The following is a 25,994-nucleotide window of genomic DNA, read 5'->3' as shown; positions in this document are numbered from 1 at the left end:
ATGGCCACCAATTTTGATTACGATTCGTTGTCAATTAAGAAATTTGAAACATTTTCTAACTTAATTTAGCGCTTATAACTGGAAACTTTATCGCCCTCGTACGTCTATATAACATGGGTGTTTTAGAACGGATATCGGTTTTTGTTAACCATAACACGGATTGATTTTTGTGTTCTTTTATTCTATAACCATAGTTGTTGACTTATATATGTTCTTAAGTTAGCGTAGCGAAACTTTTGAACACATGTACGAGTTAACATGGATTGGGAACTAACTAAAATTAGCACTGGTGATGAATTATCACAAATTAAGGATACTTGGCTAAATGAGATTGATGATTCGGATTTTCTAGAGTATCTTGAACATCGAATCTTTATGACATGTGAAAGAATCGTAGAGCGTGATGACCCAGCTAGTTTGTGGGTTCTAAAGAAGAATGGAGCTCCTACTGCTCTAGTTGAGTTATCAGACGCTTCTAGAGGGCGAGATCCTTCATACAAATTTTTAACTCTTCATCTTGAACCTCCACTAATTATTCGAGAAAAAGATGATATAAGCCGAGATATACTCGAAGACATAGTAGAAACTATTAATTATGCAATAGTAAAGTCCTTCGGAGAGGCACAAAATAGTAAAGACTGTAAATTGAAAGTTTTCGGTAGCACTGAATTACTAAATCAAGGTTTGTTTCCTGCATTAATACTGGCTAATGACCCAAAAAAGACAGGAATGACTCTCAAGAGGCAAGCGGGTTGGTTAATAATAGACAGAGCATAAAAGAGACGGATATGACAAAACTAAATAAGACAGAAAAGATGTTAAAAGAACATCTAACTAAAACTTTAAATAGGGTATTCTCAGAAAAATCCACCAAAGAACTGTCAGAGTGTCATTGGTTTAACTGGGATGGCCCAGACGGAAGTAGCAGCGGAATGAAAAAGAAAAAAGCTGCATAGAACTAAATTTCTCTAAACCCGCCGATTGGCGGGTTTTTTATTGGAACGGATAACCATGAGAACCACAACTTCTGCAATATTATCAAGCCTACTGTTTGCACAAATAGTAATCGCAGCTGATGATTCGGATGTAACACCTAAAAAGTGTAAAGGCCTCGACAAACGGATATCTGAGGTTCGAGAAGACCTTCGAGCTGGATACACTACGAGCGAAGGTGAGCGACTTAAGAAAAAACTCAAGGAACTGCGCTCTCTCAAACACTCTTGTCGGAGTAAAAATTACGATACTAAGTAAAAGCCCCGAAGGGCTTTTCTCATATTAATTGATAGAGCACCTCAACCGGATAGCTATTGATCTGCCCAAATCGCTCGTCCGGTATTTTAACAACATCCCTGCCCTTCTCTTTACACAGTTGCATTGCCTTTCTGGCCATAGCGACTGAGCCTTTCCAATCGAGCTTAATCCCCCGCTTGGAAGTAAAAGCTCTAATCGATTGATAGTCACTCAAAAGGTTTACTTGAGACATTCGATCGTTAATTTGAACCTGCATCTTCTCGAGTGACTTCATGCGGTTATCTATCGATATCAGGAAATCAGACACCACATTATTGTTGCGGTGATTCTGCTCTAGTTCCATCCAGCGCTTGATTACCTTATTGCGGAGTTTAATAGAGTAGCCAGACACCAGGGTCATTGTGAGTTCTTGATCTAGAAGATACTCGGTTTGCTTGCGATTCCTAGCATCAAAATAAATGTGCTCAAAATTGAGCACATTAAAACCTAGCTCATCTAGAATGTGTAAGATGTCTCGCTTCACATTAGCGTGGCGCTTATTGGTAAGCTTAGAAATTTCTCTACTACTCATCTTAAGTTCAGAGTTTAAAGTCAATTCGTTCATGACTTATCCTCCTGCTTGAGTTGATCAATCCCCTGTTCTAAAGGCTCTCTGATTGCTTCGACTAAAGCGAATAACTCAAAGCCAGTTATTGAGACGGTCTCGTTTTCTTTGATTTCAGCGGTAAGGAAAGAAAGTGCGTTGGCGCGTGCTTTTGCCATATCTAAAAGAAGTTGTGCATCCATGGCGGATCCCTCTGCGTTTGGTTTTCAGGAATCACCAACCAATTTAGGCTAAAAAATTGGGTGGCGAACTGTACAGGATTAGCCTTACCGGTCACAGAGCACCCGGCGCATCCGAAGATGCTCCCGCACAGCCCGCCATAAATTGCGGGCACAAAAAAAGCGCTTCGATTGAGCACTTGTGCGCTCTGTAGTTTCGTTTCATGAGGCTAATCACGGCACTGGATTTTGCCAGTGCACTTTTAAAGTAACGCTTTCCCTGCGAATTGTCAATCTCAAAAAAAAGCCGCCTTTCGACGGCACAAAGTGAGAACTGGTTAGCTTGCTTCCTGCAATGGCTCTAAATAACCGTCGATAAATAATGCATTTGAAATCGCGGTCATCATTAATGCTGTGTGACTTTCTGGTTTGATCGCTTTCTCTGCTTCGATCATCAATACATTCTTAAGAGCATTTAACACCTTATGCTCTGCCCCTTTATTCAAACCAAGTAAGAAGCCTCTTAAGAACGCTATATCGTCTAATCTATTCGTATATCCTTTGTTGAGGCATACATGTTTTAAACGCTCAAGCTCGGTTAATGCGGTTGTGACTGGTTGACTAATTTCCATGGTCCTTGCTCCTAAGTTTTAGTATCTCTCTAATTGTTTTTAAGCCTTCATCGTTACTTCCAAGCACATCGATTTCAAAAACTGCGACATCTTCTATGATGTCTAACAACTCAGCATGCTCATTAAAGCGCCGTCCCTGGCCTAACTTTCCCAACCGTGAGTCCAGCTGATATCCGATATCGACTGGATAATCCTTGATTAGATCTTGTTCCATACATTCCTCTATGAAGCTCTGGCCACAAAATCCTTTTTAACAGCCATGAAAACAATTTATTTTCATCTTTTAACCACCTGTGATAGCTTTTCAGTTACCTTCAGATAGCGGACCATCATATTAACTTATTAATAAACGATAACGATTCGAGGTCATTTTTATTAACATCTTAATAATCATATTAATATGTTAATATTTTAAGGTCTTGTTGAGCATCCTATATTAACATGTTAATATATGCAACATAATTTGATAAAAAACGACGAAAAAGACTCAAACATGACAAAATCGCGTCTAACTGAGCTATTGCAAGGTAGAACTCAAACCGAATTTGGCGACTCTTTGGGGTTGAATAGAGGAACTACGTCCAGAATTTTTTCGGGCAAACCGATTAACAATGACATCCTCACCAGGATAATGCATAAAGAAAATTGCAGCTTAACTTGGTTACATGGTGGCTACGGCTCTCCTTATAACGTCCTCAGAACAACCTCCCCCAAAGATACCTACGAAGAACTCAATACACATTTAGAAGACGGCGGCTACGAAATATTTCTAGTTTCTGGCTATGATGTCATTACCTTTATATTTGCCATTGATATGGAAAGAGAAAACAGCAACGGCGTTATTCTTAAATATATAAGCTGTGAAGTTGTTAGCGGACCGGTTGGCCAATCAGCTCTTAACCTACTGCGCGATTATAAAGTTTACCATTGCCAATTGGGCTATGAAGACGCTGAAAAACTATCGCTTGGCCACATGGGAACGTTTGAGCTGTTCGGCTCTGCAGACATTCTAGATATCAAAAACCTTGGCCACGGGGGCAAGCTAGAAAATTCTCATGAAGCAACCCAAGAAGAACTCGAGAACATTTTCGAGCAATACACCGGTAGCCGTGATGAGCTAATGGTTAACGAAGTAATCAAGATGGTCGATGATGCGATACTTGAGGAAGGATTAACCGATATCACACCAGAGCAAAGACGAAAACTAACAGTTGAATTATATAGAGGTGTTGTGAATGAAGGTTACGTAATCACTCGCCGCGTTCATGATCTCGCCAAGAAAATACTTCGCGTTGTTTCGTGATCTTCTCTTCAACTTCTTTCTTTTTAAATTCAATTTCATTTTGATAGAACTCTGGAAACTGGCTCCGGAGTTCTCTGCGCTTAACTTTTAGATCGAGTATCTTACCTGCTTTCACAAAGTCGTTTTGATCTGTAGCGTTAATTTCTGAGGCTTCTTGATCAAGTTTAAGTAACTCCATTAAAAGCTCTTTTGGTGGTAACTTTTCGACCCGTCGATCTTCGAAATCCTCATTAACAATGAGTTCGAAATTCTTGTCATTTTCGGTAACCGTTTCAAATTCATACTGCGCGCCATGGTACTTAACCAGGATGTAGCCTAAATAGAATATAGGCATCACCAGGCCAAAACCTGTCGCAATGATATTTAAAATAGTTAGCTCAGCGATTATTGCCAGAGATAGAACGGTGAGCGTGAGTACTGCCCAAATCCCGACCTTCTTCATTATTTTTTCCTTTACTTTCTATTTTAGAGGCCCACAAATCAACACCAGGTTTCGCTAGTAAGAAAACCATCATTATCAGAACAGCACCTTCGACAAAGTCATGAATCACTGAGTAGCCATAGAACTCGAACCCAGTAGCCAAAACCATCTGAATAAAAACAGTGCTGATACTAACCATGCATAATGCAACCAAAACTCGCTCTTGCATGATTTGATGACGGTTGACTTTGTACTTATTGAGCCTCCACTTTTTCCCTGACTTTATAAGTTTTTTATTTACAAAATTCTCAAATGCCTTAGATATCTGCTCTAACTTCCAGATAAATACCATGATAGCGCCAGAATAGACGATCCAGTAAGGCCACCAAGACCACCAGCTCTTAGGAGCATTGTAAAAGTCTTCATAGATTATGAATGAGGGTGTCCAGAGAAGGAGAATAAAAGAAATGATAAGCTGCCGACGACCGAAGCCGCGGCAAACAAAAAGCCCGGCTATTAAGCCGAGCAAGAAACATAGTCCTAAATTAATATATGATTCCATTCAATCCCCATGTTGCTACCCGTCGTCTTTGTCGCAAGTACGACCACCGGGGCAACCGCCTCCAGCGCTCCCTAATGTGCTAATGACAGGATCTTCTTTTTTAACTTCTGCTTGAACATCCGCGTTATAGCCAAATAATAATGTTATATATAATAGAATTGTAGTCATTTTTAATCTCACTTTGCAATAATAAATTGATTGTATTTTATACACCGCTTTAACTAGCAGCTCTTTTGAGTTTATCACCAAACCCCAGTTATATTAGGGGCTTAGCTCATAAAACTAATGGATAATCTCAAGAGCCAATAGGAAGCGTCAAATTACCGCCCGTGATGTTGACTACTCCACCTGCTTCAAAGCTTAAACTATCTAGCTCAATGTCCGCGCCAGAGCCCGTCAAACCGACACTTAAGAGTGCTGCAACGGTTGTTCCATCAGATTCAAGCACTGCTGCATAGCCGCATGTGCCCGTAGCGTCAACGTCGACATCGCTTGAAATTGTATTGGCCGTAATACCACCATTCGCAGCCGCTTGAAAAGCCGTTGCTTGAAAGCCACAAGTGCCCAATAAAACACCTGATAATGGGTCGCCAACATTAGCTGGTGCAGCCCCTACTCTGAACTGTAAAGTACCGTTGTTGAATCGCGCGCCTATTGCAGCGATTCCGTCGTTTCTGCATGCTGTTGAAAGTCTCATGTTATTCCCCTACAACAAAGTTAATAAATTCGGATTTGGTTCTTTTGGAACCCTGCGTATGAATAATTCGAACTCGCCAGACCCCCGCGATTTCAAAATCGGTTGGTCCTCGATCGAAATAGATAACCTGGTCACCTTCATAAGTGACGCCATCTTGCTCGATTGACTGACTCAACTTGCTAGCCGGTCGAGTAAACTGCCAGCTGTTTGGTGTAAAGAACTCGAGTTCTACTGTTCCACCTAATCGCTTTTTAGAGAGAACGACAAAACGTTGATTGTTTTCATCCATAATGATCATGAATTCATGTCCTCGCTAAAATTGACACAGCCAACAATCTCTAGGTCTTGGAATTCGAATTCTGCTGACCAGCTGGCGGTTACTTCTTCCAAGGTGATATTGAAGCTTCCGGAGACTGTTGTAGCTGGCCCTCTCGCCTGTCCAGTAAAGCTCGCTTGAACTTGATCGAGTGTCACAGAGATGCCACCTTCCACAGTCGGAGAGACGCCTGAAACCGAACCGGCGAATGACGCCTGTATTTCCTCTAACGCCACACTGATGGCACCAGATACCGTTGGGGTGATGCCGCTAACATTGCCAGTAAAAGAAGATTGGATTTCTTCGAGATTGACATCAATAACACCTTCAACAGACGGACCGGTGATGATGTCGAACGAATACATTTGGTTATCAGCGGGATCGGTCAAGTAACCAGTTGATGCACCAGGTCCAACTTTTTCAAAGTTGCCAAGACCATCAATCGAATTAAAATCCGCTGTCACAAATTGGGCTTGCATGCCGACTTGTGGCGTACCTTGCCAGTCATATATCCAAGACAATGGATCTGTTGAGAATCCCGCTTGAATAGTCACAAGCGTATAAGATGAAGCTGGATTCAAATTGATTGATTGGCTCGCTGAGTTCGTACCATCAGAAGCCGTCAAAGTTACCGAACCAACCAACGGCCTGATTGCATCCGCTAGGCTTGGTCCGTTGAAAGTCGTGTCAGTAAAAGTTGTTAATGCGATCGGTCCATTACCGCCACTATCATCAAGCGTCAATGAAGTGATAGCACCGAGTCCGGATGTCGAATAGTTGTAGTTAACGCCATTGAATTCGATATCGGTTGGATAAGTATCAATTGTATGACTACCAGGTTGTGCCGCTTGTTGGCCAGGTACACCAATTGCCTGCATACCAATTGAACTCAATCCGATTGAAGATGATGAGTTGATAGCAGGTGTCGATTGCGTAACAGTGCCACTGAATGAAGCTTGCACTTCATCTAGTGCTACGTCGATAACGCCATTAACTGTTGGTGTTTGTGGTGCCGGAGCGACACCTAAACCGATAGCAGTTAATCCAATTGAAAATAATCCTATACTCATTTTTTATTTCTTCGCGTAACCGAATGGAACTCGAACAACTCCGCCGACTCCGAATCCTGCTTTGGTTGTTGGCGGTGCTTCAGTAAATGCATTTGCATATGAAGTTGGCGCCCAAGTTAAGAACGCAACCGGTGTAGTTCCGTTGCTATATGTGTCCTCACTGCCAATGAGCTGTTCTGAAATCGAAGTCCCAAATTCAACTTGGCAACCAGCGTTATCAACAATGACACCCCAAAAGTGATTTCTCGGAGTAAAGTGAAAACCTCCAGAAATGATTCCTTCAACATCTCCTAACGTGGCGCCAGACAAATCGCCTGTTGTCACAATGGGTAAGCCAAAAGGTAAGCCGTTCTTTTCTCTCCACACACCTAGCTTGATGTTTGCACCAGCCGTTACCGCACGTAGTCGAGTTCCGAGAGTCGTAAAACGCTCATGACATTTGGGAAAAAACGGAGTAAAGAAAACTGTGTTTGCGACCCATGAGCCATAAGCAGCGTTATGAGCACCGATTGATGAGGTTAAGATATATTTATCGAGCGCCAACCCATGAGTCTGATAAATAGACTGACTGATTGGCGTCACATAAATCGTGTGAGGATTAGTCGGACTACTTAAAGGAACTGGACCATCTGGTGTTTCGTCATAGACGGTGCCGTCCCAAGTTATCATGTCATTACGAACAGCTCGGCTATTCGCTAGATCAAATGACCCAATACCTTCGGCTTTAATGACCTCATTATTGTCCACTATCGAATAAGCAAAAATATCATCCTGGCCAAAGCCTGCTTGAGCTAATGTAATATGCCGAGCGCTCAGCGCACCGGTTAAAGTTATAGTCGCGCCATCACCGGTAAAAGTTTCTGCAATCCAAGGTTTAAACATTTTCCTACCCTCTAAAATTAAACATACTCAACCGCGCCGACGTCTGGCTGACTGTCCCGGTTAACCTGATTTAAATCTTTGATTAGTCCGTCTAGAACTAAGCCTGAATTTCTCGCCGGACTTGTCGTTTGAAGTGCGCCGTCTTCATTCGCTGGATCAACAAACAAAGGATCGGCGGTGCTGGAACTAGCACCTTGAGAAGATGCTGTTCTCCAGGCTGCAAGTGTTTGGAAACTTCCATTGTCATCAACAAAAGTTGTTATGTCTGGCGCGTAAAGAATATTGTTATCTTCACTGACGTTTGCCATTCCGCCAGCGTGTCGCATTTTGAATAAGCCCCCGCTCTGGGCTGGGTCAGTGCTAGCGATATAAACAATATTGTTTTTCAAATCGAATTGAGTGAAGACGGTGTTCACTCGAACAAAAGAAAGTTGATCGACTACGTTCACCGTCGTCGCCGTAGAGATTAAAGTGTTGTTATAGATCTTCGATACAGCGGAAAGATTCGACGGATCGTTAATGGCCACAGAGTAAGCCATAATTCCCGCTGAATAACTTCCAGTTCCTAAAGGCGGTCCACCGTTATCTGATTTAATCATCAGATTATTTCTGAAGACATAGCCGCCATAGCACGTCGTGAAAGCTGTTTCTGTGTTAGCGGTAGCTTTGAACTTGTTTCGCTCAATAATTAATGACGTCGCACCATTGGCAGTGACACCACTATTGGCGACAACAAGCTCCATATTGTTGTAACCACCCTCGCAAATATTATCTGATACAACTGTATTAACAGGCGTTGCACTCGTACCAATGCGAATACAAGGTTGATGAGCTAGGCCACCGCTTGACCATCCCGCATTATTGAATAAATCATTATCTTGAATATTAAATCTAGCAGGACGCGCAATTCTCATTGGCCCATGGTCGGGACTACCAATTCCTTTTGTACCATCTAAGGTAACAGTCGCAGGGTTTTGCTTGATACTGCAACCAGCGACGCAACCGAATTCACCACCAGCATCAAGTCGGCCATAATCAGCCCAATCAGAGATCGAGCAATCGTAAGTCATGTTGTGGTAGTCAGTAAGCGGATCGGTTCCAGCGTAATACTGATTGAGACCGAGGCCCGATAAATTACATCGATGAGTTAAATTTAGATTCGAGTTCGCTAGCGCAAAGAACGCTCCGACCCAGTTTCCGGTCCCGTCCGTTGGGTTGTAATTACCGACGATAGTTACATTGTCTACGACGAATTTTTGCATGTCGCCAAAGAAAAGATAATCATCCTTGATCGAATCCATAACTAGGCTGGCTTTACCCGTACCCCAGGAGCCGAGCATCAGATAGTTATCGCGATTTCTTGGATCGAGTTGCTGCCCATCTAACACGACTGAACTGACGCCGCCCTTCATTAATATTCTAGTTGGCGGGCTGGTTGCGCTCATTGCAGCAAACAAAGAATCAAGTTCAGCTGTAGTGGTAAGGTTATTCCCGACCCCCGCGCCGCTAGGAGATGGAGCACCAGTAAAGTTACCGTCCTCGGCCATGATGTAGGTATCGGTGTAATAAACGTCTGGATCTTCGACCGTAATATCAACGGTAGCTGAATCCGTATTTCCAAATCGATCGGTAACTGTCACCGTTGCGGTGTACAGACCTGGCGTATTGTATACATGCCGACCAATGAACCCGTTTGATTGATTAGCGTCGACGCCCGGTCGGTTTTCTAATACAGAGCCAGGATCGCCATAGTCAATCTGATAAGACAAAAATTCTTTTGGATTAGGGTTACCAACTTGCGTTGTTTCGCTTGCATCAAACATGACGCCGAGCGGCGCTGGACCTGCAGTGATTAAGGTCGCCAATACCGCCGTGATAGCCGCACTAGCGTTAGGCTTATCACCGCCTGAATAGGCGTTATTAAAAGTCCCATCAAAATTAGGAAGTATCTTTCTAATACCCGATCGAAAATCTTGGGTTGTTGGATTCGCCATGATTCATCATTCAGACATAACTAAAACTATCTAAATGATATTGGCTGGTAAAAAAGCTTACATCCGAGTCGAGAATTATATTGCGCTAATTTGTCAGAGTTTCTTTAAAAATATTATTTAATTTTGAACGCTGTTTTTTCTCGAATAGAGAAAAAATAAATCTAAAAATAATTTTTTGAAAAAATATACTATTTTTGGATGCTTTTCTGAATTCGCTAAAAAACCTTTATAATCAGAACGTTAGATCAACCACACTGTAACTTATGATATCTGCGTGATATCGGATTATAGTTACAAAGAAACTTGATCCGCGAGTTTGGAACCAATAACATGGTTATAGATTCAATAAAAAAGGGGCGAAACCTTGCCCGGCTGCCCCTTTTAAAAATCAAACATACAGGAGAAAAATTGTGCATGAAAGACTTTGATCCAATATTAGAAAACGTGAAACGTTTTTTCAAGTTTATCGGTAAAAATATTAGAAATGTTGTTTTTATAATCTACATTTTTCTGGATACCGATGATTGAAAAACAAATCCAAGCAACACTCAAAGAAATGGAGTGCTCAGCTTGCGAGAAAGGCGTGTTTCGGCTCGCCTTAGATCTTGCTGTTGAAGACACAAACCCGAAGCAATGGCTGCACGCTTGCTCTCACTGCAAGCGCGAAGTTTATTTGACTAAAGTGTATCCAATTATCGAATACAAAGATCGAGATTTTATGCTCGCTGATTCGTTGCGGTTTGAAAGATCGAGCGATTCGATTAGTTTGCACAACAACAAGTAATAGGAGAAAACAGTGGTTATTGGAAGACATACAATTGGTTCGGTACCTATAGGAGCAGATCCAGTTAAACAAGCCTCTGAAGTTGTGGAAAAAATAGAGACAATTCCCGTTGATGCGAAAAAAGCTATTAAGGACTTGATACAGGATTTGTTCGAAAAAACCTGGAATACTTTAGAAGAACTCCAGGCTGTTCAACCACCAGCTGAGCTTATGGAGTATTGGGAAATATTTATAGAAGCGCTAAAGGTTATAATTTAAAAGTTAACTCGGCGGAGCGTCCTGCATTTGTCCATTGACAAAATACTTGCCACGGATACCGCCTTGGAATTCTATTATTTCACAACCATCGGGGATTGGTTGTGCGTCGAATGTTTCTTGATCGTGAAGTACACCATTGCTTTTTATTTTCTTTGTTGTTGAATCAATGATTATAAAATACATGGCTATTGTTCCTCGCGAGTATTGATGTAACCGAAGTCATCATTCCAACCTGTACCGCCGCTACTTTGAGTCACGGTCACATTGTAATTTGTTGAGCCAGCGCCAGGAGTATCGGAAACTTCACCAGTCGCCGAAATTTGCCAGAACTGACTACCAACTTCAGGGTCGATCGTTCGCTCCATTGGCCAGCTTGCTATAATCGTTGTACCTCTTCGCAAATTCAACACGGGAGCAACCGGCGCTCCGGAAACAGATCCATTTCTAATCCGTGTATATGAAACTTTAATTATTATCGCGTTACCAACAGAAACATGAGTCACGCCGCCAATTGGATCGCTAGTATTGTTTAAAATTGGATTTGCGCCTAAGCCGTCATCGCCAACAATTTTAAACCAGGTGTAATCCGCTGGCAGAGTGCTCTCGACTGCAGTTGTTTTATTGAATGCTAGGCCAATGTAACTTTTGCCTGTCGGGTCATCAGTGAGTCCAGCACCAGTAATGCTATCTGCGTACTTAACCCACATATAAGTTGGATCGCCATTCGCTCCTGGAGGTCCTTGAATACCTTGTTCACCTTCTACTTTTTGCCAGTTGTAATCATTAGGGTTGTTACTTTCAGTTGGTGACGTTTGGTTAACTGCCAATCCAATATAAGCTTTCCCCACTGGGCTGTCTGAAATTCCCGTTCCGGATGCATCGTCAGCATACTTCATCCAAATATAAGTTGGATCTCCATTGGCACCAGGTGGACCCTGGATACCTTGTGGTCCAGGCGGACCTTGATCGCCTTGTGGACCTGGCACGCCTTGATCGCCTTCAACTTTTGACCAAGCGTAATCACCTGGATTATTACTTTCAGTCTGCGTCGTGTTGTTGTATGAAATACCGATGTAAGCTTTACCAGAAGGATTGTCGGTGATACCTGTTCCCGCCACATCATCAGCGTATTTAATCCAGGTATAAAGTGTTTCACCATTAGCGCCAGGTGTTCCTGGTACACCTTGATCGCCTTGGATTTGGGACCATTGATAATCTACTGGGTTGTTACTTTCGGTTTGAGTTGAATTATTAAACGATAAACCAATATGCGTCTTTCCAGCTGGGCTATCGCTAATCCCTGCCCCTGCAGCGTCATCCGCATACTTTATCCAAGTATAATTTGGCGGTGCACTTCCACCCGTTGATTCATCGATATATTCATCAGCAATCGGAACTCTTGGCGGTGGAATAAACTGAGCGCGACAAGCATTCTCTCTAATATCTCCGCCGTCACCGATCGCAGTCACACGACCTGAGAAATTGGGGATAGATGAAGTTCCACCGTCAAGCAAAAATATGCATGCACCTGGTGCGCCATGAGCACTGTCAGCCGACTGAACTATCAAGCCGACTTCAGGTAAAAATTCTTGCTGGCCGAGAGTAGGAGCGGCACCACTCATATTTATCGCACCGTTACCAGTTAGTGAAGCTCCTCGACAGATAACTAGCAAACCAGCCCCCCCTGCTACAGCGCTAGCGCCTGGAACAAACTCTGGTGTGCCTACTTGCGGAAACACTTGAATATCTCCACCAGGTCCGCCGCCAGTGCCAAGAAGACTCGACGGAATGCCTTGAAGCGATGTGCCATCTTCGTTGATTAAATTTAAAAGTGGCGCACTAGAAAACTCACCTTCCCAAATTGGCGCGGGTGCGACTTGCTCGACATAGCCGCCAGTCTCTTCAAAATAATTCGTTCCTGGATTACCCTGAGTGGTCCCAAGGAATCCGTTTTGAATGACCGAGCCATTGCCTTCGCATGAAATTAATTCTGCCTTGGTCAAAAAGCCTCTTATTCGAAGCTGGACGTTGCCCTGAATCGTGAGCGGTGCATTGAGCGTCAAATCACCTAAGTAATAATAGATACTCGCTGGAGCGTTCATGTCAGTTGTACCAACTAAAGTTGTTGGTACTGTCAGAACACCATCAGTTACGTTGGGAAGAAGCGTACCCTCGCTAGGGTAAAAGCTGTCAGCTAAAGAACGTACATCTGAATCGGAAATCGGATTCGGCTTAAATGTCGAGCCGAATAGCTCAACTGATAAGCCTTCATTTTTACTTACTCGAATGCTTTGGATCTGCATAGAACGATTAAGCGATTGACCTGTATCCAAGTCAAAGATCCGATCGTCTTCAAGGGTGATGACGTCGCCGACTTCCAATCCGCTAAGCCAAGGTTGAAGCGTAACCGGTAATCTTGCTGCATCACCGGCGTATCTATCAGCAAAAAGGTTCACTGCATTTAGCAGGGTATTTGTCGTTGAACTACTACCATTAATCAATCGAGACTTAACCGACTTTAGGTTTTCTCTCTTATAGAAATTAATTGAATCTGAATATTTAAAGTTGGTTTGTCTTCTGTGAATCGGCTTTTTCAAAAGTGAATCGAAACTCCAGAACAATGAAAAAGCGTTATACATAGCTGAGCTATCAAACACCAGGTCACCAGTTTTGACGATATCTTCTTTTCTAATTACCCGAACCGAATCAACTTCTCTGTGAATCGATTCCACTTTTTTTACGTTCACATTGCCAAAGCCATCAACTTTAAAAAGACGACCTAAGTAGAAGAAGATTTCAGACTCAATGAATTTCTTGGCATTAGTTTTGGTGAGCCCTTTGCCTTCAGCAATAAAGGCATCAGCATCAATAAACTGATTTACATCAAAAACTGATTCGGGTATTCCGAGCTGATGATGGCTAGGAATAGTAGCAGCACCTTGACCAATAAGTTTTCCGGTCATGATTGCATAGGCGAACTTCAATGAATTCATTTCATAGAAAATGAACTCCTGAACTTTTGGTCCTTTGTCTTCATTTGGATCGTTAGGCAAAGTCCAATCAATTTCAGTCGTGCCTAAAACACCTCGATCGATTGCGAACGTTTTAAGATTTGTATCGATAGCAGTTATCCGACAAACTTCGAATTGTTTGTCGTCATAGATTCTCATATAAGTGCAAGTCGTGTTCGGAGCGTCTTTAAAATCAGCATCCCGAGCAATCATCTGCCAATCGTCATTGTTATAAACTTGTGCGCTGGTAGCACCTATTGGAAGATTCGAAGCTAAACGCGTTTCAAGCGGAAGGAATATTTCTCGATTGAGTCTATCATTTGCATCCTTACAGCTGAGCAAATAGCTTGGCTTTCTAAACTTAACATTCTCAGATATATACTGAGTCATGATCGGCTCGAAGTCATTGAAGCTTAGGCCTTCATACCCCCTCCAATATCGAACACGCTTATCATAAAGAACTTTATTGCTAATCCGCTTACTATGAAATAAGTTGGTTATTAATTGATCTGAATCTAACAACGAGAAATCAAGCGTACCCGTTGAGCTATTAGAAGATTCATAGTTCAGTCTTTGAGTGCTCCCACTCCAATCGCTTAAAACGCCTTGAGTAACAGTCTCACCATTTTCAAATAAGATATCCGGATGACTTGGGAAGTAATGAAGATCGGTTTCATCGTCACTAAAATCAATTTCAATGACTACGCGCTGCCCTCTTGAGTTTTTCTGATTAGCGGCTTCAAACCGTTCATTAAAGATCCGCATATTTACAAGTACTCGATCAAAGTAAAAGTAAACCGATAAGCACCATTCTCGATGTAACGAGGCTCTATCTTCTTATCAAATAGCTTTTCAACTTGAATTGGATTATCTGGACTCGCTACGCTGCCAAACAAATCAAATGTAATTGGTTCGCTACCATTAGTTGAATTTAGAAACTCTCTAAACTCTTGCATTTGCTGATAGTTCAAACGCTTAGTAGTAATCTTGTGGTAAATCATTTCCTTTGAAATTGAAGTACTACTCTGCGAAGCAGAAAAGGCTTGGTTACCTTCATAAATATCGGTTGGGTTGTGACTGCGAATACCCATATCAATAGAGTACTGAACGCCAGCAGTATGACCTGGTGCAATTCGCCTTTTAGCAGTGTAAGTGAAGACAGACATTAAGCGGCATCCTCTGCTAACACTTCAGCTTGACGGGTTCCTGATTCAATCAACGTTTGCCCTTGCCTTACATACTCTCGTATTTCTTCAAATACGCGACGTCCATCATTGCCATGGACTTCACCAATATTGATGTTGTTAACTACGGTTGCCGACTTTTCTTCCTCGCCGATTGCTTCACGTTGATCTTCAATTGTTGGTATCGACGCACCGCCTCCGCCGAAAGCGCTTCCCCCACCTATACCGCTACCGATTGGTACTACGGATACAGCCGAGCCCGCCGAGCGAAACTTTTGTTTCTTAATGGCTGCGACGTTTGCAAAGCCCATCGCACCGACTACGGTCGCAGCTGCAATGTTGAAAGGATAAGGGAGACTAGCCATTGCCTGATTAATACCCGCATAGGTATTCATGATTGCTTCACCAATGCGTGCAATCTTCATCAGGTTAAACATTTTCTTCGATTCGTTAACTAAAGGACCAGCGAGCCCTTTAGTTATTTGAATGATTGCACCGGCTTTTTGTGCAGTGGTTTTAACTTCCCAGTCGTTGAAAAGTTTGACGACATTTCCATACTTATTGAAATGCTTTTGCTGTTCGGCTCTAAGCTTATCGTTTAGCGTCTTCTGGTTTTCGAGAATAACTTCTTGCTTAGCTTCATCGATATTTAATATCGAAACAGGCGAATTCTTGATTAGCTCTTCAGCACTTTCAGAACTGATAAGTTTCACTTCGTCGAAAAATTGGGCAATCGTATCTGATGGGTAAGGCCCCATAGCTACTTCGTTAAAAGAACCTTTAACAGAGTCTAATTGATCTCTCATGAATGCAGCTGCGTTTCTAACTGCTTCTGGAGCTTCGAAACCTATCTTATCGACGAATCCATCGATTAACGCTAACTGTTCTTTCGCCGTATCGCTGTACTGTGCAGCAAACTCTAGAGCAAATCTAATCGGGCTCAACATTCTCTCTGCAAATGACTGAGTAAATGCTGATAGCCCGTCGAACATTCCTTCGATGACGGTCACAACCAATGTACCGAAACCAACGAAGCCAACTTTCAAACCTTGCCAAACGGCATTAAGACCATTAAAGAAGTCGCCGATCATTCCGACTCCACCAGCAATCTTAGTGATTACCATCTGAGCAATATTGCCCATGCCGCCAGCTTCTTTGGCTACACCGACAAACTTTTCAGCGAGCAACCCAACAGCTGGAGCGGCTTGAACGGTTAATTGCTGCGCAAGGCCGCGCCCGATTGCTCTAATCCTTGTGAACTGGTCGTTAGCCTGCTCTACCTTAGCAACATCGATTCTTGTTAGAGCTAGACCAAAGATTTCTGCTTCATCTGCAGCACCGGCTAAACCGTTCTTACCAAGCCGAAGTGTATTAACCAAGTTAACACCTTCAGTATCAAATAGTTTAAATGCAAGACGAACTCGATCCGCTTGATTCGGGATCTGGTTCATTGCGACGGATATTTCTCGGAAAGCTTTATCAGGTGAAAGCTTGGCTAGTGTTTGAGCATCAAGACCAAGTTCTTTAATGGCGTTTTTAGCTTCGCCTGTTCCTGCTGCAGCTTCAGATAGCCTGCGCGTCATTCGCTGCAAGCCCATATCGAGATTGTTTTGTGACACACCGGTTAATTCGGCGGCGAGCCTCAACCCCGCCAGCTCTTGCGTAGCTATACCTAACTTGTCAGAAGTTTTGCCAAGTTGATCGATCGCCTTTGCCTGCTCTGCATACATTGCAGAAAATGCGACTGCAACCGCGAGAGCAATTCCCGCGAATGCTTTTGAAACGGTCTTGATTTGGCGGCGCATTTGATTCGCCCAAGTGTCAGTCCGACGACGCGAGTTTCTAAGACCTTTATAGAGACCTTTAGAGTTCGCTGTCAGATTGAGCGCTAATGTTGCTAGTACGCCCGTCTTACCCTTTGCCATGCTTCGCCCTTAAGTTATCAAATATTGCAAGCTGCTCTTCTTGGGTTTGCTTCTTTCCACGTCGAATAGCAAAGTCTTGTGGTCGAAAAGGTTTCATCTCTCTAGTTCGAACAGTATTCGCAATAACAGCGCATAATTGTTCAGAACGGTAATCTTCTCGATCTAATCCCCAACGCTCAAGATTGTAGTAAGCGATCCATTCATTAAGTTCAGAACTACTTAAGCGATGTTCAAAGTCAGAAACCGGACAATGAAAAACAGTTCTTGCAAGGAAGAAAAGAAAGCGACGCAGGGGCCGCCTTTCTAGTTTCCCTCGATTTCGTCGATATCAACGTTGATTCCACAAATCTTTTGAGCTTTCTCAAAGACTTCATTGATAACCGAACCTGACTTCTCAGAAAGCTTCTGAGCATCGGTGCTCTTAAAGATTCGATTTCCATCTAAGTCATGAAGAGCTTTAATAATAAACCTAGCTCTGACATCTCTAACTGTGCCTTTGCCATTCGAAACCTTTATAAAAAGATCTTCGAAGTGCTCTCGATCACGGGCTGAAAGTTCTTTCAGTAAAAACTTTCCGCCCCACTCTTCAATTTCAATTTCCTCAGACTTAAAGTCGTCGGTGCTCAGTATTCTCTCCGCTATACTGTTCATGTTTTGTTAGCTCCGTTGTGGTTTTCCGCTTAACTTAATTGTTACCGGCACAGTAACATCACCATCAAGAGGTGTTGCAGTACCGACACTAGTAACAAATCCAGCGAAAGTTTCAGTAATAGGTGTGCTGCCAGGGTTCGGCCAATGCAGCTGAAAATTTCTGACTGCGTCATCGTCAATCAATGAGATTAATTGCTCGTGCTCGGTGTCACCTGGTTGATATTTCAAAACAAGAGATAGCTCACCAGCATCCTTCAATCCTGAAGGAGTGAACTCTTTGTATCCACCAGTTGAATCAAAAGTGGTGTCTTCAGTCGAATCACGTGAAGTTGTGCGTTCACCGATTTCCAAAACTTTTGCGACAGCAGTGAAAGCTTCAGTTGGAGTGCCGCCGTCCCCGATCCGAAACTCTGTTCCGATACCTTTCATGATTAGATCACCTCTTTATAAGTCAGTTGATATTCTAAAACTTGTCCGTAACTCTTCTCACCCGAGTCATAATTTGAAAACTTTGCAGTTCGATAAATCTCTAGGAATTCAATATTTCCTATTGTCCCTTGAAATTCATCGAGCAATCGATTGATCTCTTTCGCTATCGCTTTTGCTTTGTTGTAACGTGCATCCCAAGCGGTAAAGCGGACCGAAACTCGTTCTTCTCCGTCCCGTCCATCGTAAAGTCGATCTACTTCGGAAGAATAAACCTCATAGACTATTACAGATCCTCGAGCTGTTTCTGGTGCAGCCATTGGATAAAGCCTTTCGTCGATCATTCCCGACAAGACTGGATCATTTTCTAATCTATCTCTTAGTTCTTTTTCCACTTTGAGACGCCTTTAGGATTTTTCTACCAAGTGTTTTTTTGAATCGTTCAATAAACCCATCAGCTCCGGCGTTGAATGCTGGAACCATCGTGGGCTTAGCTGGTCTCTTCTTTCCGCCTAACTCTTGAACAGGAATATGAGTAGCTTTCCTACGACGCTTCGTCGCAGCACCACCAACTAGAATCCGCGATTGCGCAACATATCCCTTGCCCTTCTTGCTAGCTTTATTCGATGTGACGCGAACAGAGTCCCTACCAGCCCCAGTATCGACAGTCATTCGTTGCTTAATGTCGTTAGCTATCGGTTTTGCTTCATCCCTTAGTGATTCTCTTAGGGTTTTAAAACCTATGGCGTCATCAAGTTTATTCAGTGCCTTATCTAACTCGGCTAGACCTTCAACTAACTCAGTCATCACTCAAGCTCCTTACAAATCAAAATTAATCTTTCATTAGCTTCCATGGGGTTAAGTGGCGGATTCTCGATCTCGAAAACGCGTGTTCCATAAGTAATGCGAAAATTACTTTTGATTTGTTTAGTCTTTTCTGAATATCTGATTTCAATTTCATGGGTTGTATCGGTTGTATGCTTGCCAGCGATGAAAGTATTTCTACCGCTCTTCGGCATAATGCTCGCCCAAACTTTTGCAAAGAACTCATAGGAACCAGTTTGATCGCCATACTCATCTAGGGAGCTCACTGGCTTCTGAATTCTTATGCGCTTATTAAGGCTCCCGGCTTTCATAGAACAATTCTTTGATGAACATCGAGTAAAGCATTAAGAGCGTCATCGATATCAACGTCGTTTGAAGCCTCGCGGTTTTCATACCAGTGGCCAACCAATAGACTGATAGCGTGTTGGATCTCTTCTGGTAGATCTTCAGGCTTATCTCCGTGACCTGCAGTTAAACGAATGATTACCCGATTGCGGCCGCTTTTGGTTGAAGGCCAACTCGCTCCTTCAACTAAATAGATACATGGATCTAAACCATGCCCCTGAAGCTCATAGTTCGCTGAATCAAAAGTCTGCAAGACACCATTAACGTCGTAGTAGGAAATAGAAGCAATGGACACCAACGGGCAAACCTGGAGAGTTAATTCACCCGTTGGAAAACAGTCCAAAACGAGATCATATTCAGTATTGATTAACGGCTTCTGAATGATATTCGAAACCTTTTCCGCTGCGGTTTTAATCAAACGCTGAATTAAAAGATCTTCATCATCATGATCGATCTTCAATTGCTCTTTGATTGTCTCCAGTCTAGCCGCGATAGCTTTAGTGCTTTGCGGATCTTTAATCTTTACTAAGTGCATGATCAAACCCCTACCTTGAAAACAGGATTACTTTTTAGCTTCTTTTTCAGCTTCCGCTTCAGCTTTCTTGCGGTCGGCATACAATGGACGACCTTCAACAGCTTTCTCAGAAGGGTCACCAATTCCATCTTTTTTAAGCTGCTCAACTTCGTCAGCGGGAAGCTCTGCAACTTCGCCACATTTGTAATCTTCGAAATCGCGAAGAATAAGAACCTTTTTAAGTTTTTTATCAGACATCTTCATATCTCCAGGTAAATTGAATGAAAAGATATGAGCGACCGAAATCGCTCATTAAGCGAATATTAAGTCGCAGAGTTCTGGTAGCACTTAACCGCGCCACCAACATCGATTAAGTTACCGCCAGAGCGCATGAACGCTAAGAAACCAACTTGACCTTTGCGAGTAAATGCAGAATCAGCCATTCTGAAGAATAAGAACTGCATTACATCTCGAATGACGTACTTATTTAAATCACCAAACGCGACTGATTTCGCAGAAGCTGCCATTTGTGGCGCGTCTTGATTGATAGTGTATTGATAGCCAAGAATTGAATTTCCTTCGCCCACATCATAACCAGGGAGCCAGATCGGACGACCATCGTTATCTTTGATTTTTTTCATATCGCGGAGCGTAGTGTCATGAAACATCCAAGAAGCCCCCATTCGACGGTAAGCTGGATCGACAGAGTGCTCTAAGTCGATAAGGTCATCATAAGTTAGGCTTGTGGTTTGGCCTGCTTGGCCAATTCTTCCCACACCAGCAGCAGTAAACAAACCATTAGGCTGGCCTATACCAGTACCGGTTGTATACATACGATTGGTGATTCGACCTAAGCGAGTCTGCAAGCGCTGGGCAATGTGAGCTTCGATATTGATTGCGGTATCCTGGAGCAACTCAAAAGGAACAGTTATTACTTTAGAGCTGTACTTCTGCGAACCAATGCTAATGGTTGAGAAGTCTGCATCTTCGTCTGACACGTCCGCATTTTCTCCAACGATTTCACCTTCTTCCGCGGTTGCATTAGTAGTTGGCCAAGGCAAATCTGTTCCGGTTGAAGTGCTAATCACCGTAGCAGCTTGGCGCATTCCACCGTATTCTTTGAGAGTCTCCAATAAAGTTGCGGCAAACTCTGGAGCGACAGTGAAACCACCTTCTGACCCGGTGCCAGTCGACATCGTATTTTTAATGCTTTCGTTTCTCTCCTTAGCGGCTCTGACTTGGTCTTCGTCCAAGCCATCCCAACCATGTTTAGCGAATGCAACAAAGCTCTCGGCATTTTTAGCTTTAATTGCTGCCGCTTCGTCTTCACTAAGATTGTTTTGGTCTGCAAACTGACGAACTCGCTCTTGTGCTTTTGCATCAATATCGAGTGCCTTTTGCTTGCGATCGATTTCAGCTTCAATTCGGTCAATTTGTGTGACTTTATCGTCATAAGACGCTTGACAGTTATTTTCTTCCCAACGAGAACCTTCGTTGTTGTCGACTAGCTGTCGAACCTCTTTAGCGAGTGCCTGGCGTTGCTCCCGCAATTCTTGAATTGTTTTGCTCATTGCTTTGTTTCCTTTTGTTAACGTTTAAATTTTTGATAACGGGAGCCGCTATCAACTTCACTCAATAGTGGCTAACTTTCGTTTAGCAGCTAACCACTTTGAATTAGGTTCTTTTTGATTGTCATTTTCATTCTCTAAGTCATCTATTGCGCGAGACTGAGGAAGTTTGATTTCACCAGATTCAATGGCATTTTTTAGCCTCTTGACTAAATCAGATGTATCGTCTTCATCCCCAGCTCCGAAGTTGATCGAGACGGTTTGCTTAAAGACCTTTTTGGGAATATTTTTGTACCCCATCGCTTTAATTAAGTCTGATGGCGCAGAAGAATCCTCGTTATCAACTGCATCGATAAAACCAAGCTCCATCGCGTCGCTCGCTTCAAACCAAGTTTCTGCATTCATGTAATCGCGGATCTCACTTTCATCGATATCCGTTTTCTTCATGTAGTCATGAACAATGGTCGAGTCGATTTGCTCGAGAAGTGCTGCAGTTTCCATTAAGTCATTAGCGTTACCCATTGCAATGGTCCAAGCGTTATGAATCATGAAAAACGAACCTTTATTCGCTCTAACTTCATCTGCAGCGAGCGCCACATAAGTTGCAGCTGAAGCGGCGAGACCATCGATTTGAGCAACGACTTTAATACCGCGTCCTTTTAAGTCGTGAATAGCAGAAGTCATTGTTCTTGCATCGAACACATCACCGCCAGGGCTATTGATTCGTAAATTGACTTGTTTAACACCGTCGATTTCAGAAAGAGTGTTTGCAAATTCCTGCGCCCCAATCCCCCAGAACGGATCGATAACGTCGTATAAGTAAACCGTTGCTGTTTCGCCTTCATTGCGAACCTTCAAAGCGGTCTTTTGTGATGCGAGTGGATTACTCGGGTTCTGGCGGTTGTACAACGCCTGAATCATCATCAGTTTCTGATTCTTCATCTGTAGATTCATCTTTGTTTCCTTTCGTCCAAGTTGTTAATTTGTCTGCTTCTGGGTCATTGAGTGGCTCAAGGTTTTCTTTTCTTCTCACCTCGTTAGGAGTCATCCAACCTGGCGAAGCAGAACCACCCAATGCAGATTTATAGAAATCAGCACGAGTTTTTGAATCGCCGCGGAGCAAACCTTCAAGATTGAACTCAGCTTCAGCTCTGCCACTGCGAAATAGCTTTCTATTGATTTCTTGTTCCCAAGGCATGTAATAACCAGTGAGTGAAAATTTAATAAACCCGATTGTTTGCTGTTCAACACCCGTTCCCCAGCTTGAAGTCTTTTCCACCTCGCCAATCATGTGAGGTGGCACACCGAAAGCCCGAGCGATATCGACAACCTGGAACTTTCTGGTCTCGATAAGCTGGGAATCATGCGCATTCATAGTGATGGGGTTCGCTTTGAGCCCGCCAACCATAACCGCAGGTAAATGTCGCTTGGCTTTACCTGAATATTTTTTCATCCAGGTTTTTTGAATTAACTCAGCTTGTTCACTTGTTAGTTTTTTCGCACCTTCCGGCTGCTCTAAAACAATGTCAGGTCTCGCGCCATTAGCGAAAAACTCTCCGGAATATTCTTCAGCTGCTATTGCGGTTCCGATTGATTGGATTGCCGCCCATGAAATAACGGACATCGAAGAAACGCCATCGAAACCAAAGCCGGTAAAGTGGAGAACGTCATCTTGATCGAGAACGATGAGATCTTGGTTTTCATCGTAGAATTCATAGCGAAGCCGCCCATCTTTCGATTTAATCGTTACGTGATCACGTTTTAACGGGCGCAGTTCTATAGGTGTTGGATTATAGTTTGAACCTCGATAGACCCAGGCTAAGCCATCACCTCTAAGCAACACACTCATAACGATGTATTGCCAGAACGTAAAAGCAGTGAACGCAGGGCAAGCCTCTTTGTTGAGTAACTTAGTGATTGAAGGTTGAGTCTTTTCTCTTTTGTCTGAACCGGCTTTAAAAACCGGAATCGGGAGACTTGCGATAGAGTTTGCTATGAGACGAACACAAGCAAATACCGCTGATACTTTCATTGAAGTATTAGGCGTGACCGATACACCAGCGGTCGAAGGACCACCCGCAAAGATGTCCCATAGATCTGTCCCAGGTGCTATATCAGATAAACTGATTGACTCGTTCTTAATCGAATCAAGTTGGTTTTGTAGCTTTTCGACAGTTTCTTCAAGTTGTTTGTTTTTAAAAAAATCAAACACGCTAAAAGCCTAAGTTAACAATGATAGGCTTATGCTAAATAATCTGTGGAAATTGACATCCGAGTCGATTTTATGAATCGCCGAACATGGCCTCTAAATCGATGATTCCAGGATCGTCACCGTCTTCAGTGTCGTCATTCAGATAAACACCTAAAGCAATGACTAAGGCTACAACTGGATCTATCTTCTCCGTACTCTTCTTTTTATCTGGCTTAATATTCTCGGCTTCATCAAGCTTTGCAACGACGTTAGACATAGCCCAATTCATGATTGGATCGCCATCATGCTCAATATCTTTATCAAGGTACAACCGTTCCAGCTCTTTCATAGGAGCATTCATCGAGGCAAAGCCCTGACCAAAACCAACGATCGGGATCTCTTCTTCAAGAAGGTCATTAACTATCTGAGTTGAATTCCATCGATCGACGCCAATCATTCTTATATCGTAGATCTCGCAAAAATCCATGATATCTTTCTTGATAAAGTCATAATCGATTGTTGCGCCAGGTGTCGCTATCAAATACCCATCATCAACCCATTGTTGATATGGCACACCATCAAGCTTTGATCGATCATCGATCGCATCTTCCGGACAATAAGCGCGACCAAATGTCTTGTAAGTTCCATCACTCATAGGAAATAGAAGCCGGAAACTCGCTAAATCAGACACACTCGCTAGATCGAGGCCGCCGTAGGCGACACGACCTTTGAGCTTTTCTTTGTCGATTTCATCAAAACACTCAAGCCATTTGGGTACGTTGACCCAAGCCTCAACCGCGTTGACCCATACATTTAATCGCTTGGTAAGGAAATTATTGTATTGAGAAGGAAGACGCTTAGCTTTTGCAGCTAACCGCTCGATATCTTCTGTTTTTACTGACTCACCCCAACATGGGTTTGCCTTCTCCCATACCTCCGGATCGAATGCATCATCGTTTTTTTGGCCGGTCTTTTTATCTATTGAGCCAGTTCCATCGCCATCAATGGTATAAATAATTCCGAATATTGAGTCATCTTCAAAAATTCCTTCGAGAATCTTTATTAAATCTGATCGAAGTTGATAACAAATTCCGTGTTGATTGCCTCCAGCTGTTGTAATCGCAATTATTGCAGGTTGATCTCTCGATCCAGTACCAGAATCAAGGACATCCCAAACCGCTGAAGTCTTATGAGCGTGAAGCTCGTCGACTATTCCTCCGGAAACGTTTAATCCGTCTAATGTATCCGCATCAGCTGAGAGTGGATCGAACTTAGAGTAAGTCGCTTCAAAAGAAAGGTTCGATCGATAAATTTTTATTCTCTTTCTAAGAGCCTTGCACGCTTTGACCATTCGCTTGGCTTCTTCCCAAACTGCCATAGCCTGATCTTTCTTGGTGGCAGCCGAATAGACTTCTGCTCCTGCTTCACCATCCATCACCAACAAATAAAGCCCAATAGCCGCAAGCAAAGTCGACTTACCATTCTTTCTCGGCACTTCAATGTAGAGGGTACGGTACTTTCTAAAACCGTTTTCTTTTTTCTTCCAACCAAAGAATACTGAGACTATGAAGATCTGCCAGTCAGCTAGATAAAAAGGTTTACCAGCAAATGAACCTTTAGAATGCTTCAGGACATTGATAAAGTCGATAACCATTTGGGCTTCTTCTTCATCAAAGTAATAAGGACAATCTGGATCGTTAGCTGCTTTGTCTAAATCAGCTAAGTGTCGCTGACAAGCAAGCTTCGCGTATCGGCAAGCTTTTTTTTCACCGCTAACGATCTTGTTTGCGTAGTCAACCGCGACCGCCGCCGATTGCTCAACCACCCTGTCCCCGTTCTTCAAGCTTTTTGAGTTTCGTTTTTAAGAGTGCATCAAGTGCATCCTCTTCCTCTCCACCGGTTCCAGTTAGTGCTTGGCGACTTGCTGGATCGAGTCCAAGCATCGCGCCATAGGTTGCCATTTGACGAGTAGTTTCGTTTATGAGCGTAGCTGCAGGATTCTTTTTCAAATCACCTTTAGGCGTAGTGATTAATAATCCCATCTGATTGAGTTTTCTGTTTGCTGCTCGATACACGGCATAGGAATTACAAAAAACTTCAAGGACGTGCAGATCGGTAACTTGCAGAACACCCTCGGAGATTAATAAACCGATCAACGAGTGCCAGACTTTTTTCCCGTCCGTCTTCATGTAGGTTGGCGGATCGACGTGGGTTATTTCACCATACTGCGGTTCTTTCTGATTGACCTTCCGCTTACCAGGATTGCCATTCAGCTTTTTAACCGCTGAAGGTTTCTTCTTTCTCCCACCGCCGCGCGCTCTTTTCTTTGTTGGTGTCTTCATCTCTCCAAAATCTACCAATTAGGAAAATTCTTATTTCGCGGGTGTGTGTTTCTGACTAGGCGAGCGTTCACCGCTATGAA

General features: G+C 43.0%; 35 protein-coding genes. 6 read left to right on the top strand and 29 right to left on the bottom strand.

The features are described from left to right. Positions 1–258 precede the first annotated feature (258 nt). Genes FLL45_RS01660 through FLL45_RS01655 form a run of 3 tightly spaced genes read left to right on the top strand, consistent with a single transcriptional unit; the run spans position 259 to position 1,251 of the window. Positions 259–777, top strand: coding sequence for a hypothetical protein (locus FLL45_RS01660; protein WP_142888053.1), 519 nt, complete (start codon positions 259–261; stop codon positions 775–777). An 11-nt stretch (positions 778–788) separates the two neighbouring features. Then, positions 789–956, top strand: coding sequence for a hypothetical protein (locus FLL45_RS22700; protein ID WP_185964286.1), 168 nt, complete (start codon positions 789–791; stop codon positions 954–956). 55 nt (positions 957–1,011) lie between these two features. Continuing rightward, positions 1,012–1,251 carry a hypothetical protein gene (locus FLL45_RS01655; RefSeq protein WP_142888052.1) on the top strand — a complete coding sequence of 80 codons (240 nt, stop codon included), beginning with the start codon at positions 1,012–1,014 and terminating at the stop codon, positions 1,249–1,251. 19 nt (positions 1,252–1,270) lie between these two features. On the opposite strand, the gene FLL45_RS01650 is transcribed toward FLL45_RS01655, so the two are convergent. The 4 genes from FLL45_RS01650 to FLL45_RS01635 all read right to left on the bottom strand — a co-directional run bounded on the left by FLL45_RS01650 (position 1,271) and on the right by FLL45_RS01635 (position 2,859). Next, on the bottom strand, positions 1,271–1,855 hold the full coding sequence (locus tag FLL45_RS01650) for a Rha family transcriptional regulator (RefSeq protein WP_210247088.1): 585 nt from the start codon (positions 1,853–1,855) through the stop codon (positions 1,271–1,273). Further along, positions 1,852–2,037: a hypothetical protein gene (locus FLL45_RS01645; protein WP_142888051.1), complete on the bottom strand. Its 186-nt coding sequence runs from the start codon at positions 2,035–2,037 to the stop codon at positions 1,852–1,854. Before FLL45_RS01645 ends, FLL45_RS01650 begins: the two co-directional genes overlap by 4 nt. A gap of 314 nt (positions 2,038–2,351) precedes the next feature. Continuing rightward, positions 2,352–2,645, bottom strand: a complete 294-nt coding sequence (locus FLL45_RS01640) for a hypothetical protein (RefSeq protein WP_142888050.1) — start codon at positions 2,643–2,645, stop codon at positions 2,352–2,354. Beyond that, positions 2,635–2,859, bottom strand: a complete 225-nt coding sequence (locus tag FLL45_RS01635; protein WP_142888049.1) for a hypothetical protein — start codon at positions 2,857–2,859, stop codon at positions 2,635–2,637. The genes FLL45_RS01640 and FLL45_RS01635 overlap by 11 nt, the downstream gene beginning before the upstream one ends. A gap of 279 nt (positions 2,860–3,138) precedes the next feature. Between FLL45_RS01635 and FLL45_RS01630 the strand changes: the two genes are divergently transcribed. Continuing rightward, positions 3,139–3,948 (top strand): hypothetical protein, encoded by an 810-nt coding sequence (locus FLL45_RS01630; RefSeq protein ID WP_142888048.1) that lies wholly within the window; start codon positions 3,139–3,141, stop codon positions 3,946–3,948. Here FLL45_RS01630 and FLL45_RS01625 read toward each other — a convergent pair. The 8 genes from FLL45_RS01625 to FLL45_RS01595 all read right to left on the bottom strand — a co-directional run bounded on the left by FLL45_RS01625 (position 3,896) and on the right by FLL45_RS01595 (position 9,890). After that, positions 3,896–4,390, bottom strand: a complete 495-nt coding sequence (locus tag FLL45_RS01625; protein ID WP_142888047.1) for a hypothetical protein — start codon at positions 4,388–4,390, stop codon at positions 3,896–3,898. The two genes, FLL45_RS01630 and FLL45_RS01625, sit on opposite strands and share 53 nt — an antisense overlap. Then, positions 4,326–4,931, bottom strand: coding sequence for a hypothetical protein (locus FLL45_RS01620; protein WP_142888046.1), 606 nt, complete (start codon positions 4,929–4,931; stop codon positions 4,326–4,328). The genes FLL45_RS01625 and FLL45_RS01620 overlap by 65 nt, the downstream gene beginning before the upstream one ends. 15 nt (positions 4,932–4,946) lie before the next feature. Further along, positions 4,947–5,099, bottom strand: a complete 153-nt coding sequence (locus FLL45_RS22695; protein WP_185964285.1) for a hypothetical protein — start codon at positions 5,097–5,099, stop codon at positions 4,947–4,949. Positions 5,100–5,226: 127 nt separating this feature from the next. After that, on the bottom strand, positions 5,227–5,628 hold the full coding sequence (locus FLL45_RS01615; RefSeq protein WP_142888045.1) for a hypothetical protein: 402 nt from the start codon (positions 5,626–5,628) through the stop codon (positions 5,227–5,229). A 1-nt stretch (position 5,629) separates the two neighbouring features. After that, a complete protein-coding gene (locus FLL45_RS01610) occupies positions 5,630–5,926 on the bottom strand; it encodes a hypothetical protein (protein ID WP_142888044.1) in 297 nt (98 codons plus the stop codon). Beyond that, positions 5,923–7,014, bottom strand: a complete 1,092-nt coding sequence (locus tag FLL45_RS01605; protein ID WP_142888043.1) for a hypothetical protein — start codon at positions 7,012–7,014, stop codon at positions 5,923–5,925. The genes FLL45_RS01610 and FLL45_RS01605 overlap by 4 nt, the downstream gene beginning before the upstream one ends. 3 nt (positions 7,015–7,017) lie before the next feature. Then, positions 7,018–7,896 carry a hypothetical protein gene (locus FLL45_RS01600; protein WP_142888042.1) on the bottom strand — a complete coding sequence of 293 codons (879 nt, stop codon included), beginning with the start codon at positions 7,894–7,896 and terminating at the stop codon, positions 7,018–7,020. A gap of 17 nt (positions 7,897–7,913) precedes the next feature. Continuing rightward, entirely contained in the window at positions 7,914–9,890 is a 1,977-nt protein-coding gene (locus tag FLL45_RS01595; protein ID WP_142888041.1) for a PKD domain-containing protein, read from the bottom strand. Positions 9,891–10,410: 520 nt separating this feature from the next. On the opposite strand from FLL45_RS01595, the gene FLL45_RS01590 reads away from it, so the two are divergent. After that, a complete protein-coding gene (locus FLL45_RS01590; RefSeq protein WP_142888040.1) occupies positions 10,411–10,674 on the top strand; it encodes a hypothetical protein in 264 nt (87 codons plus the stop codon). A 12-nt stretch (positions 10,675–10,686) separates the two neighbouring features. Beyond that, positions 10,687–10,932 carry a hypothetical protein gene (locus FLL45_RS01585; protein WP_142888039.1) on the top strand — a complete coding sequence of 82 codons (246 nt, stop codon included), beginning with the start codon at positions 10,687–10,689 and terminating at the stop codon, positions 10,930–10,932. Positions 10,933–10,935: 3 nt separating this feature from the next. On the opposite strand, the gene FLL45_RS01580 is transcribed toward FLL45_RS01585, so the two are convergent. The 17 genes from FLL45_RS01580 to FLL45_RS01505 form a co-directional block, all read right to left on the bottom strand. Next, positions 10,936–11,115, bottom strand: coding sequence for a hypothetical protein (locus FLL45_RS01580; RefSeq protein ID WP_142888038.1), 180 nt, complete (start codon positions 11,113–11,115; stop codon positions 10,936–10,938). Between the two features lie 2 nt (positions 11,116–11,117). Continuing rightward, positions 11,118–14,708, bottom strand: coding sequence for a collagen-like protein (locus FLL45_RS01575; RefSeq protein ID WP_142888037.1), 3,591 nt, complete (start codon positions 14,706–14,708; stop codon positions 11,118–11,120). Between the two features lie 2 nt (positions 14,709–14,710). Next, complete coding sequence (locus FLL45_RS01570) at positions 14,711–15,109, bottom strand: hypothetical protein (RefSeq protein ID WP_142888036.1); 399 nt, start codon at positions 15,107–15,109, stop codon at positions 14,711–14,713. After that, complete coding sequence (locus tag FLL45_RS01565) at positions 15,109–17,052, bottom strand: hypothetical protein (RefSeq protein ID WP_142888035.1); 1,944 nt, start codon at positions 17,050–17,052, stop codon at positions 15,109–15,111. Before FLL45_RS01565 ends, FLL45_RS01570 begins: the two co-directional genes overlap by 1 nt. Next, complete coding sequence (locus FLL45_RS23195) at positions 17,039–17,344, bottom strand: phage tail assembly protein T (protein WP_425456668.1); 306 nt, start codon at positions 17,342–17,344, stop codon at positions 17,039–17,041. Before FLL45_RS23195 ends, FLL45_RS01565 begins: the two co-directional genes overlap by 14 nt. 11 nt (positions 17,345–17,355) lie before the next feature. Next, positions 17,356–17,703: a hypothetical protein gene (locus tag FLL45_RS01560; protein ID WP_142888034.1), complete on the bottom strand. Its 348-nt coding sequence runs from the start codon at positions 17,701–17,703 to the stop codon at positions 17,356–17,358. Positions 17,704–17,709: 6 nt separating this feature from the next. Then, positions 17,710–18,132 (bottom strand): phage tail tube protein, encoded by a 423-nt coding sequence (locus FLL45_RS01555; RefSeq protein WP_142888033.1) that lies wholly within the window; start codon positions 18,130–18,132, stop codon positions 17,710–17,712. A 2-nt stretch (positions 18,133–18,134) separates the two neighbouring features. Then, positions 18,135–18,524 (bottom strand): tail completion protein gp17, encoded by a 390-nt coding sequence (gp17, locus tag FLL45_RS01550; protein WP_142888032.1) that lies wholly within the window; start codon positions 18,522–18,524, stop codon positions 18,135–18,137. Next, on the bottom strand, positions 18,502–18,936 hold the full coding sequence (locus FLL45_RS01545) for an HK97-gp10 family putative phage morphogenesis protein (protein ID WP_142888031.1): 435 nt from the start codon (positions 18,934–18,936) through the stop codon (positions 18,502–18,504). Before FLL45_RS01545 ends, gp17 begins: the two co-directional genes overlap by 23 nt. After that, positions 18,936–19,265 carry a phage head closure protein gene (locus FLL45_RS01540; protein ID WP_142888030.1) on the bottom strand — a complete coding sequence of 110 codons (330 nt, stop codon included), beginning with the start codon at positions 19,263–19,265 and terminating at the stop codon, positions 18,936–18,938. The genes FLL45_RS01545 and FLL45_RS01540 overlap by 1 nt, the downstream gene beginning before the upstream one ends. Next, positions 19,262–19,834 carry a head-tail connector protein gene (locus tag FLL45_RS01535; RefSeq protein WP_142888029.1) on the bottom strand — a complete coding sequence of 191 codons (573 nt, stop codon included), beginning with the start codon at positions 19,832–19,834 and terminating at the stop codon, positions 19,262–19,264. Before FLL45_RS01535 ends, FLL45_RS01540 begins: the two co-directional genes overlap by 4 nt. A 27-nt stretch (positions 19,835–19,861) precedes the next feature. Then, the gene (locus tag FLL45_RS01530) at positions 19,862–20,071 is read right to left on the bottom strand and encodes a hypothetical protein (RefSeq protein WP_142888028.1); all 210 of its coding nucleotides are present in this window, start codon (positions 20,069–20,071) and stop codon (positions 19,862–19,864) included. A 65-nt stretch (positions 20,072–20,136) separates the two neighbouring features. Beyond that, on the bottom strand, positions 20,137–21,384 hold the full coding sequence (locus tag FLL45_RS01525; protein WP_142888027.1) for a phage major capsid protein: 1,248 nt from the start codon (positions 21,382–21,384) through the stop codon (positions 20,137–20,139). A 57-nt stretch (positions 21,385–21,441) separates the two neighbouring features. Continuing rightward, positions 21,442–22,335: a head maturation protease, ClpP-related gene (locus FLL45_RS01520; protein WP_142888026.1), complete on the bottom strand. Its 894-nt coding sequence runs from the start codon at positions 22,333–22,335 to the stop codon at positions 21,442–21,444. Then, on the bottom strand, positions 22,265–23,593 hold the full coding sequence (locus tag FLL45_RS01515; protein ID WP_142888025.1) for a phage portal protein: 1,329 nt from the start codon (positions 23,591–23,593) through the stop codon (positions 22,265–22,267). Before FLL45_RS01515 ends, FLL45_RS01520 begins: the two co-directional genes overlap by 71 nt. Before the next feature lie 70 nt (positions 23,594–23,663). Further along, positions 23,664–25,397, bottom strand: a complete 1,734-nt coding sequence (locus FLL45_RS01510) for a terminase large subunit (protein WP_142888024.1) — start codon at positions 25,395–25,397, stop codon at positions 23,664–23,666. Beyond that, positions 25,390–25,914: a phage terminase small subunit P27 family gene (locus FLL45_RS01505; RefSeq protein ID WP_142888023.1), complete on the bottom strand. Its 525-nt coding sequence runs from the start codon at positions 25,912–25,914 to the stop codon at positions 25,390–25,392. The genes FLL45_RS01510 and FLL45_RS01505 overlap by 8 nt, the downstream gene beginning before the upstream one ends. Positions 25,915–25,994 lie beyond the last annotated feature (80 nt).

Origin of the sequence: Aliikangiella marina (assembly GCF_007004765.1) — a bacterium.
Classification (GTDB): Bacteria; Pseudomonadota; Gammaproteobacteria; order Enterobacterales; family Kangiellaceae; genus Aliikangiella; species Aliikangiella marina.
This window is presented reverse-complemented; position numbering and strand designations above follow the sequence as displayed.

Coding starts and splice junctions, on each gene's coding strand:
- FLL45_RS01615 (WP_142888045.1), bottom strand. CDS start 5,628: ATGAGACTTTCAACAGCATGCAGAAACGACGGAATCGCTGCAATAGGC.
- FLL45_RS22695 (WP_185964285.1), bottom strand. CDS start 5,099: ATGACTACAATTCTATTATATATAACATTATTATTTGGCTATAACGCG.
- FLL45_RS01605 (WP_142888043.1), bottom strand. CDS start 7,014: ATGAGTATAGGATTATTTTCAATTGGATTAACTGCTATCGGTTTAGGT.
- FLL45_RS01600 (WP_142888042.1), bottom strand. CDS start 7,896: ATGTTTAAACCTTGGATTGCAGAAACTTTTACCGGTGATGGCGCGACT.
- FLL45_RS01560 (WP_142888034.1), bottom strand. CDS start 17,703: ATGAACAGTATAGCGGAGAGAATACTGAGCACCGACGACTTTAAGTCT.
- FLL45_RS01525 (WP_142888027.1), bottom strand. CDS start 21,384: ATGAGCAAAACAATTCAAGAATTGCGGGAGCAACGCCAGGCACTCGCT.
- FLL45_RS01580 (WP_142888038.1), bottom strand. CDS start 11,115: ATGTATTTTATAATCATTGATTCAACAACAAAGAAAATAAAAAGCAAT.
- FLL45_RS01645 (WP_142888051.1), bottom strand. CDS start 2,037: ATGGATGCACAACTTCTTTTAGATATGGCAAAAGCACGCGCCAACGCA.
- FLL45_RS01575 (WP_142888037.1), bottom strand. CDS start 14,708: ATGCGGATCTTTAATGAACGGTTTGAAGCCGCTAATCAGAAAAACTCA.
- FLL45_RS01620 (WP_142888046.1), bottom strand. CDS start 4,931: ATGGAATCATATATTAATTTAGGACTATGTTTCTTGCTCGGCTTAATA.
- FLL45_RS01545 (WP_142888031.1), bottom strand. CDS start 18,936: ATGACTGAGTTAGTTGAAGGTCTAGCCGAGTTAGATAAGGCACTGAAT.
- FLL45_RS01595 (WP_142888041.1), bottom strand. CDS start 9,890: ATGGCGAATCCAACAACCCAAGATTTTCGATCGGGTATTAGAAAGATA.
- FLL45_RS01625 (WP_142888047.1), bottom strand. CDS start 4,390: ATGAAGAAGGTCGGGATTTGGGCAGTACTCACGCTCACCGTTCTATCT.
- FLL45_RS01650 (WP_210247088.1), bottom strand. CDS start 1,855: ATGAACGAATTGACTTTAAACTCTGAACTTAAGATGAGTAGTAGAGAA.
- FLL45_RS01635 (WP_142888049.1), bottom strand. CDS start 2,859: ATGGAACAAGATCTAATCAAGGATTATCCAGTCGATATCGGATATCAG.
- FLL45_RS01590 (WP_142888040.1), top strand. CDS start 10,411: ATGATTGAAAAACAAATCCAAGCAACACTCAAAGAAATGGAGTGCTCA.
- FLL45_RS01640 (WP_142888050.1), bottom strand. CDS start 2,645: ATGGAAATTAGTCAACCAGTCACAACCGCATTAACCGAGCTTGAGCGT.
- FLL45_RS01520 (WP_142888026.1), bottom strand. CDS start 22,335: ATGAATCTACAGATGAAGAATCAGAAACTGATGATGATTCAGGCGTTG.
- FLL45_RS01655 (WP_142888052.1), top strand. CDS start 1,012: ATGAGAACCACAACTTCTGCAATATTATCAAGCCTACTGTTTGCACAA.
- FLL45_RS01570 (WP_142888036.1), bottom strand. CDS start 15,109: ATGTCTGTCTTCACTTACACTGCTAAAAGGCGAATTGCACCAGGTCAT.
- FLL45_RS01630 (WP_142888048.1), top strand. CDS start 3,139: ATGACAAAATCGCGTCTAACTGAGCTATTGCAAGGTAGAACTCAAACC.
- FLL45_RS01660 (WP_142888053.1), top strand. CDS start 259: ATGGATTGGGAACTAACTAAAATTAGCACTGGTGATGAATTATCACAA.
- FLL45_RS22700 (WP_185964286.1), top strand. CDS start 789: ATGACAAAACTAAATAAGACAGAAAAGATGTTAAAAGAACATCTAACT.
- FLL45_RS01610 (WP_142888044.1), bottom strand. CDS start 5,926: ATGATCATTATGGATGAAAACAATCAACGTTTTGTCGTTCTCTCTAAA.
- FLL45_RS01555 (WP_142888033.1), bottom strand. CDS start 18,132: ATGAAAGGTATCGGAACAGAGTTTCGGATCGGGGACGGCGGCACTCCA.
- FLL45_RS01530 (WP_142888028.1), bottom strand. CDS start 20,071: ATGTCTGATAAAAAACTTAAAAAGGTTCTTATTCTTCGCGATTTCGAA.
- FLL45_RS01535 (WP_142888029.1), bottom strand. CDS start 19,834: ATGCACTTAGTAAAGATTAAAGATCCGCAAAGCACTAAAGCTATCGCG.
- FLL45_RS01505 (WP_142888023.1), bottom strand. CDS start 25,914: ATGAAGACACCAACAAAGAAAAGAGCGCGCGGCGGTGGGAGAAAGAAG.
- FLL45_RS01540 (WP_142888030.1), bottom strand. CDS start 19,265: ATGAAAGCCGGGAGCCTTAATAAGCGCATAAGAATTCAGAAGCCAGTG.
- FLL45_RS01565 (WP_142888035.1), bottom strand. CDS start 17,052: ATGGCAAAGGGTAAGACGGGCGTACTAGCAACATTAGCGCTCAATCTG.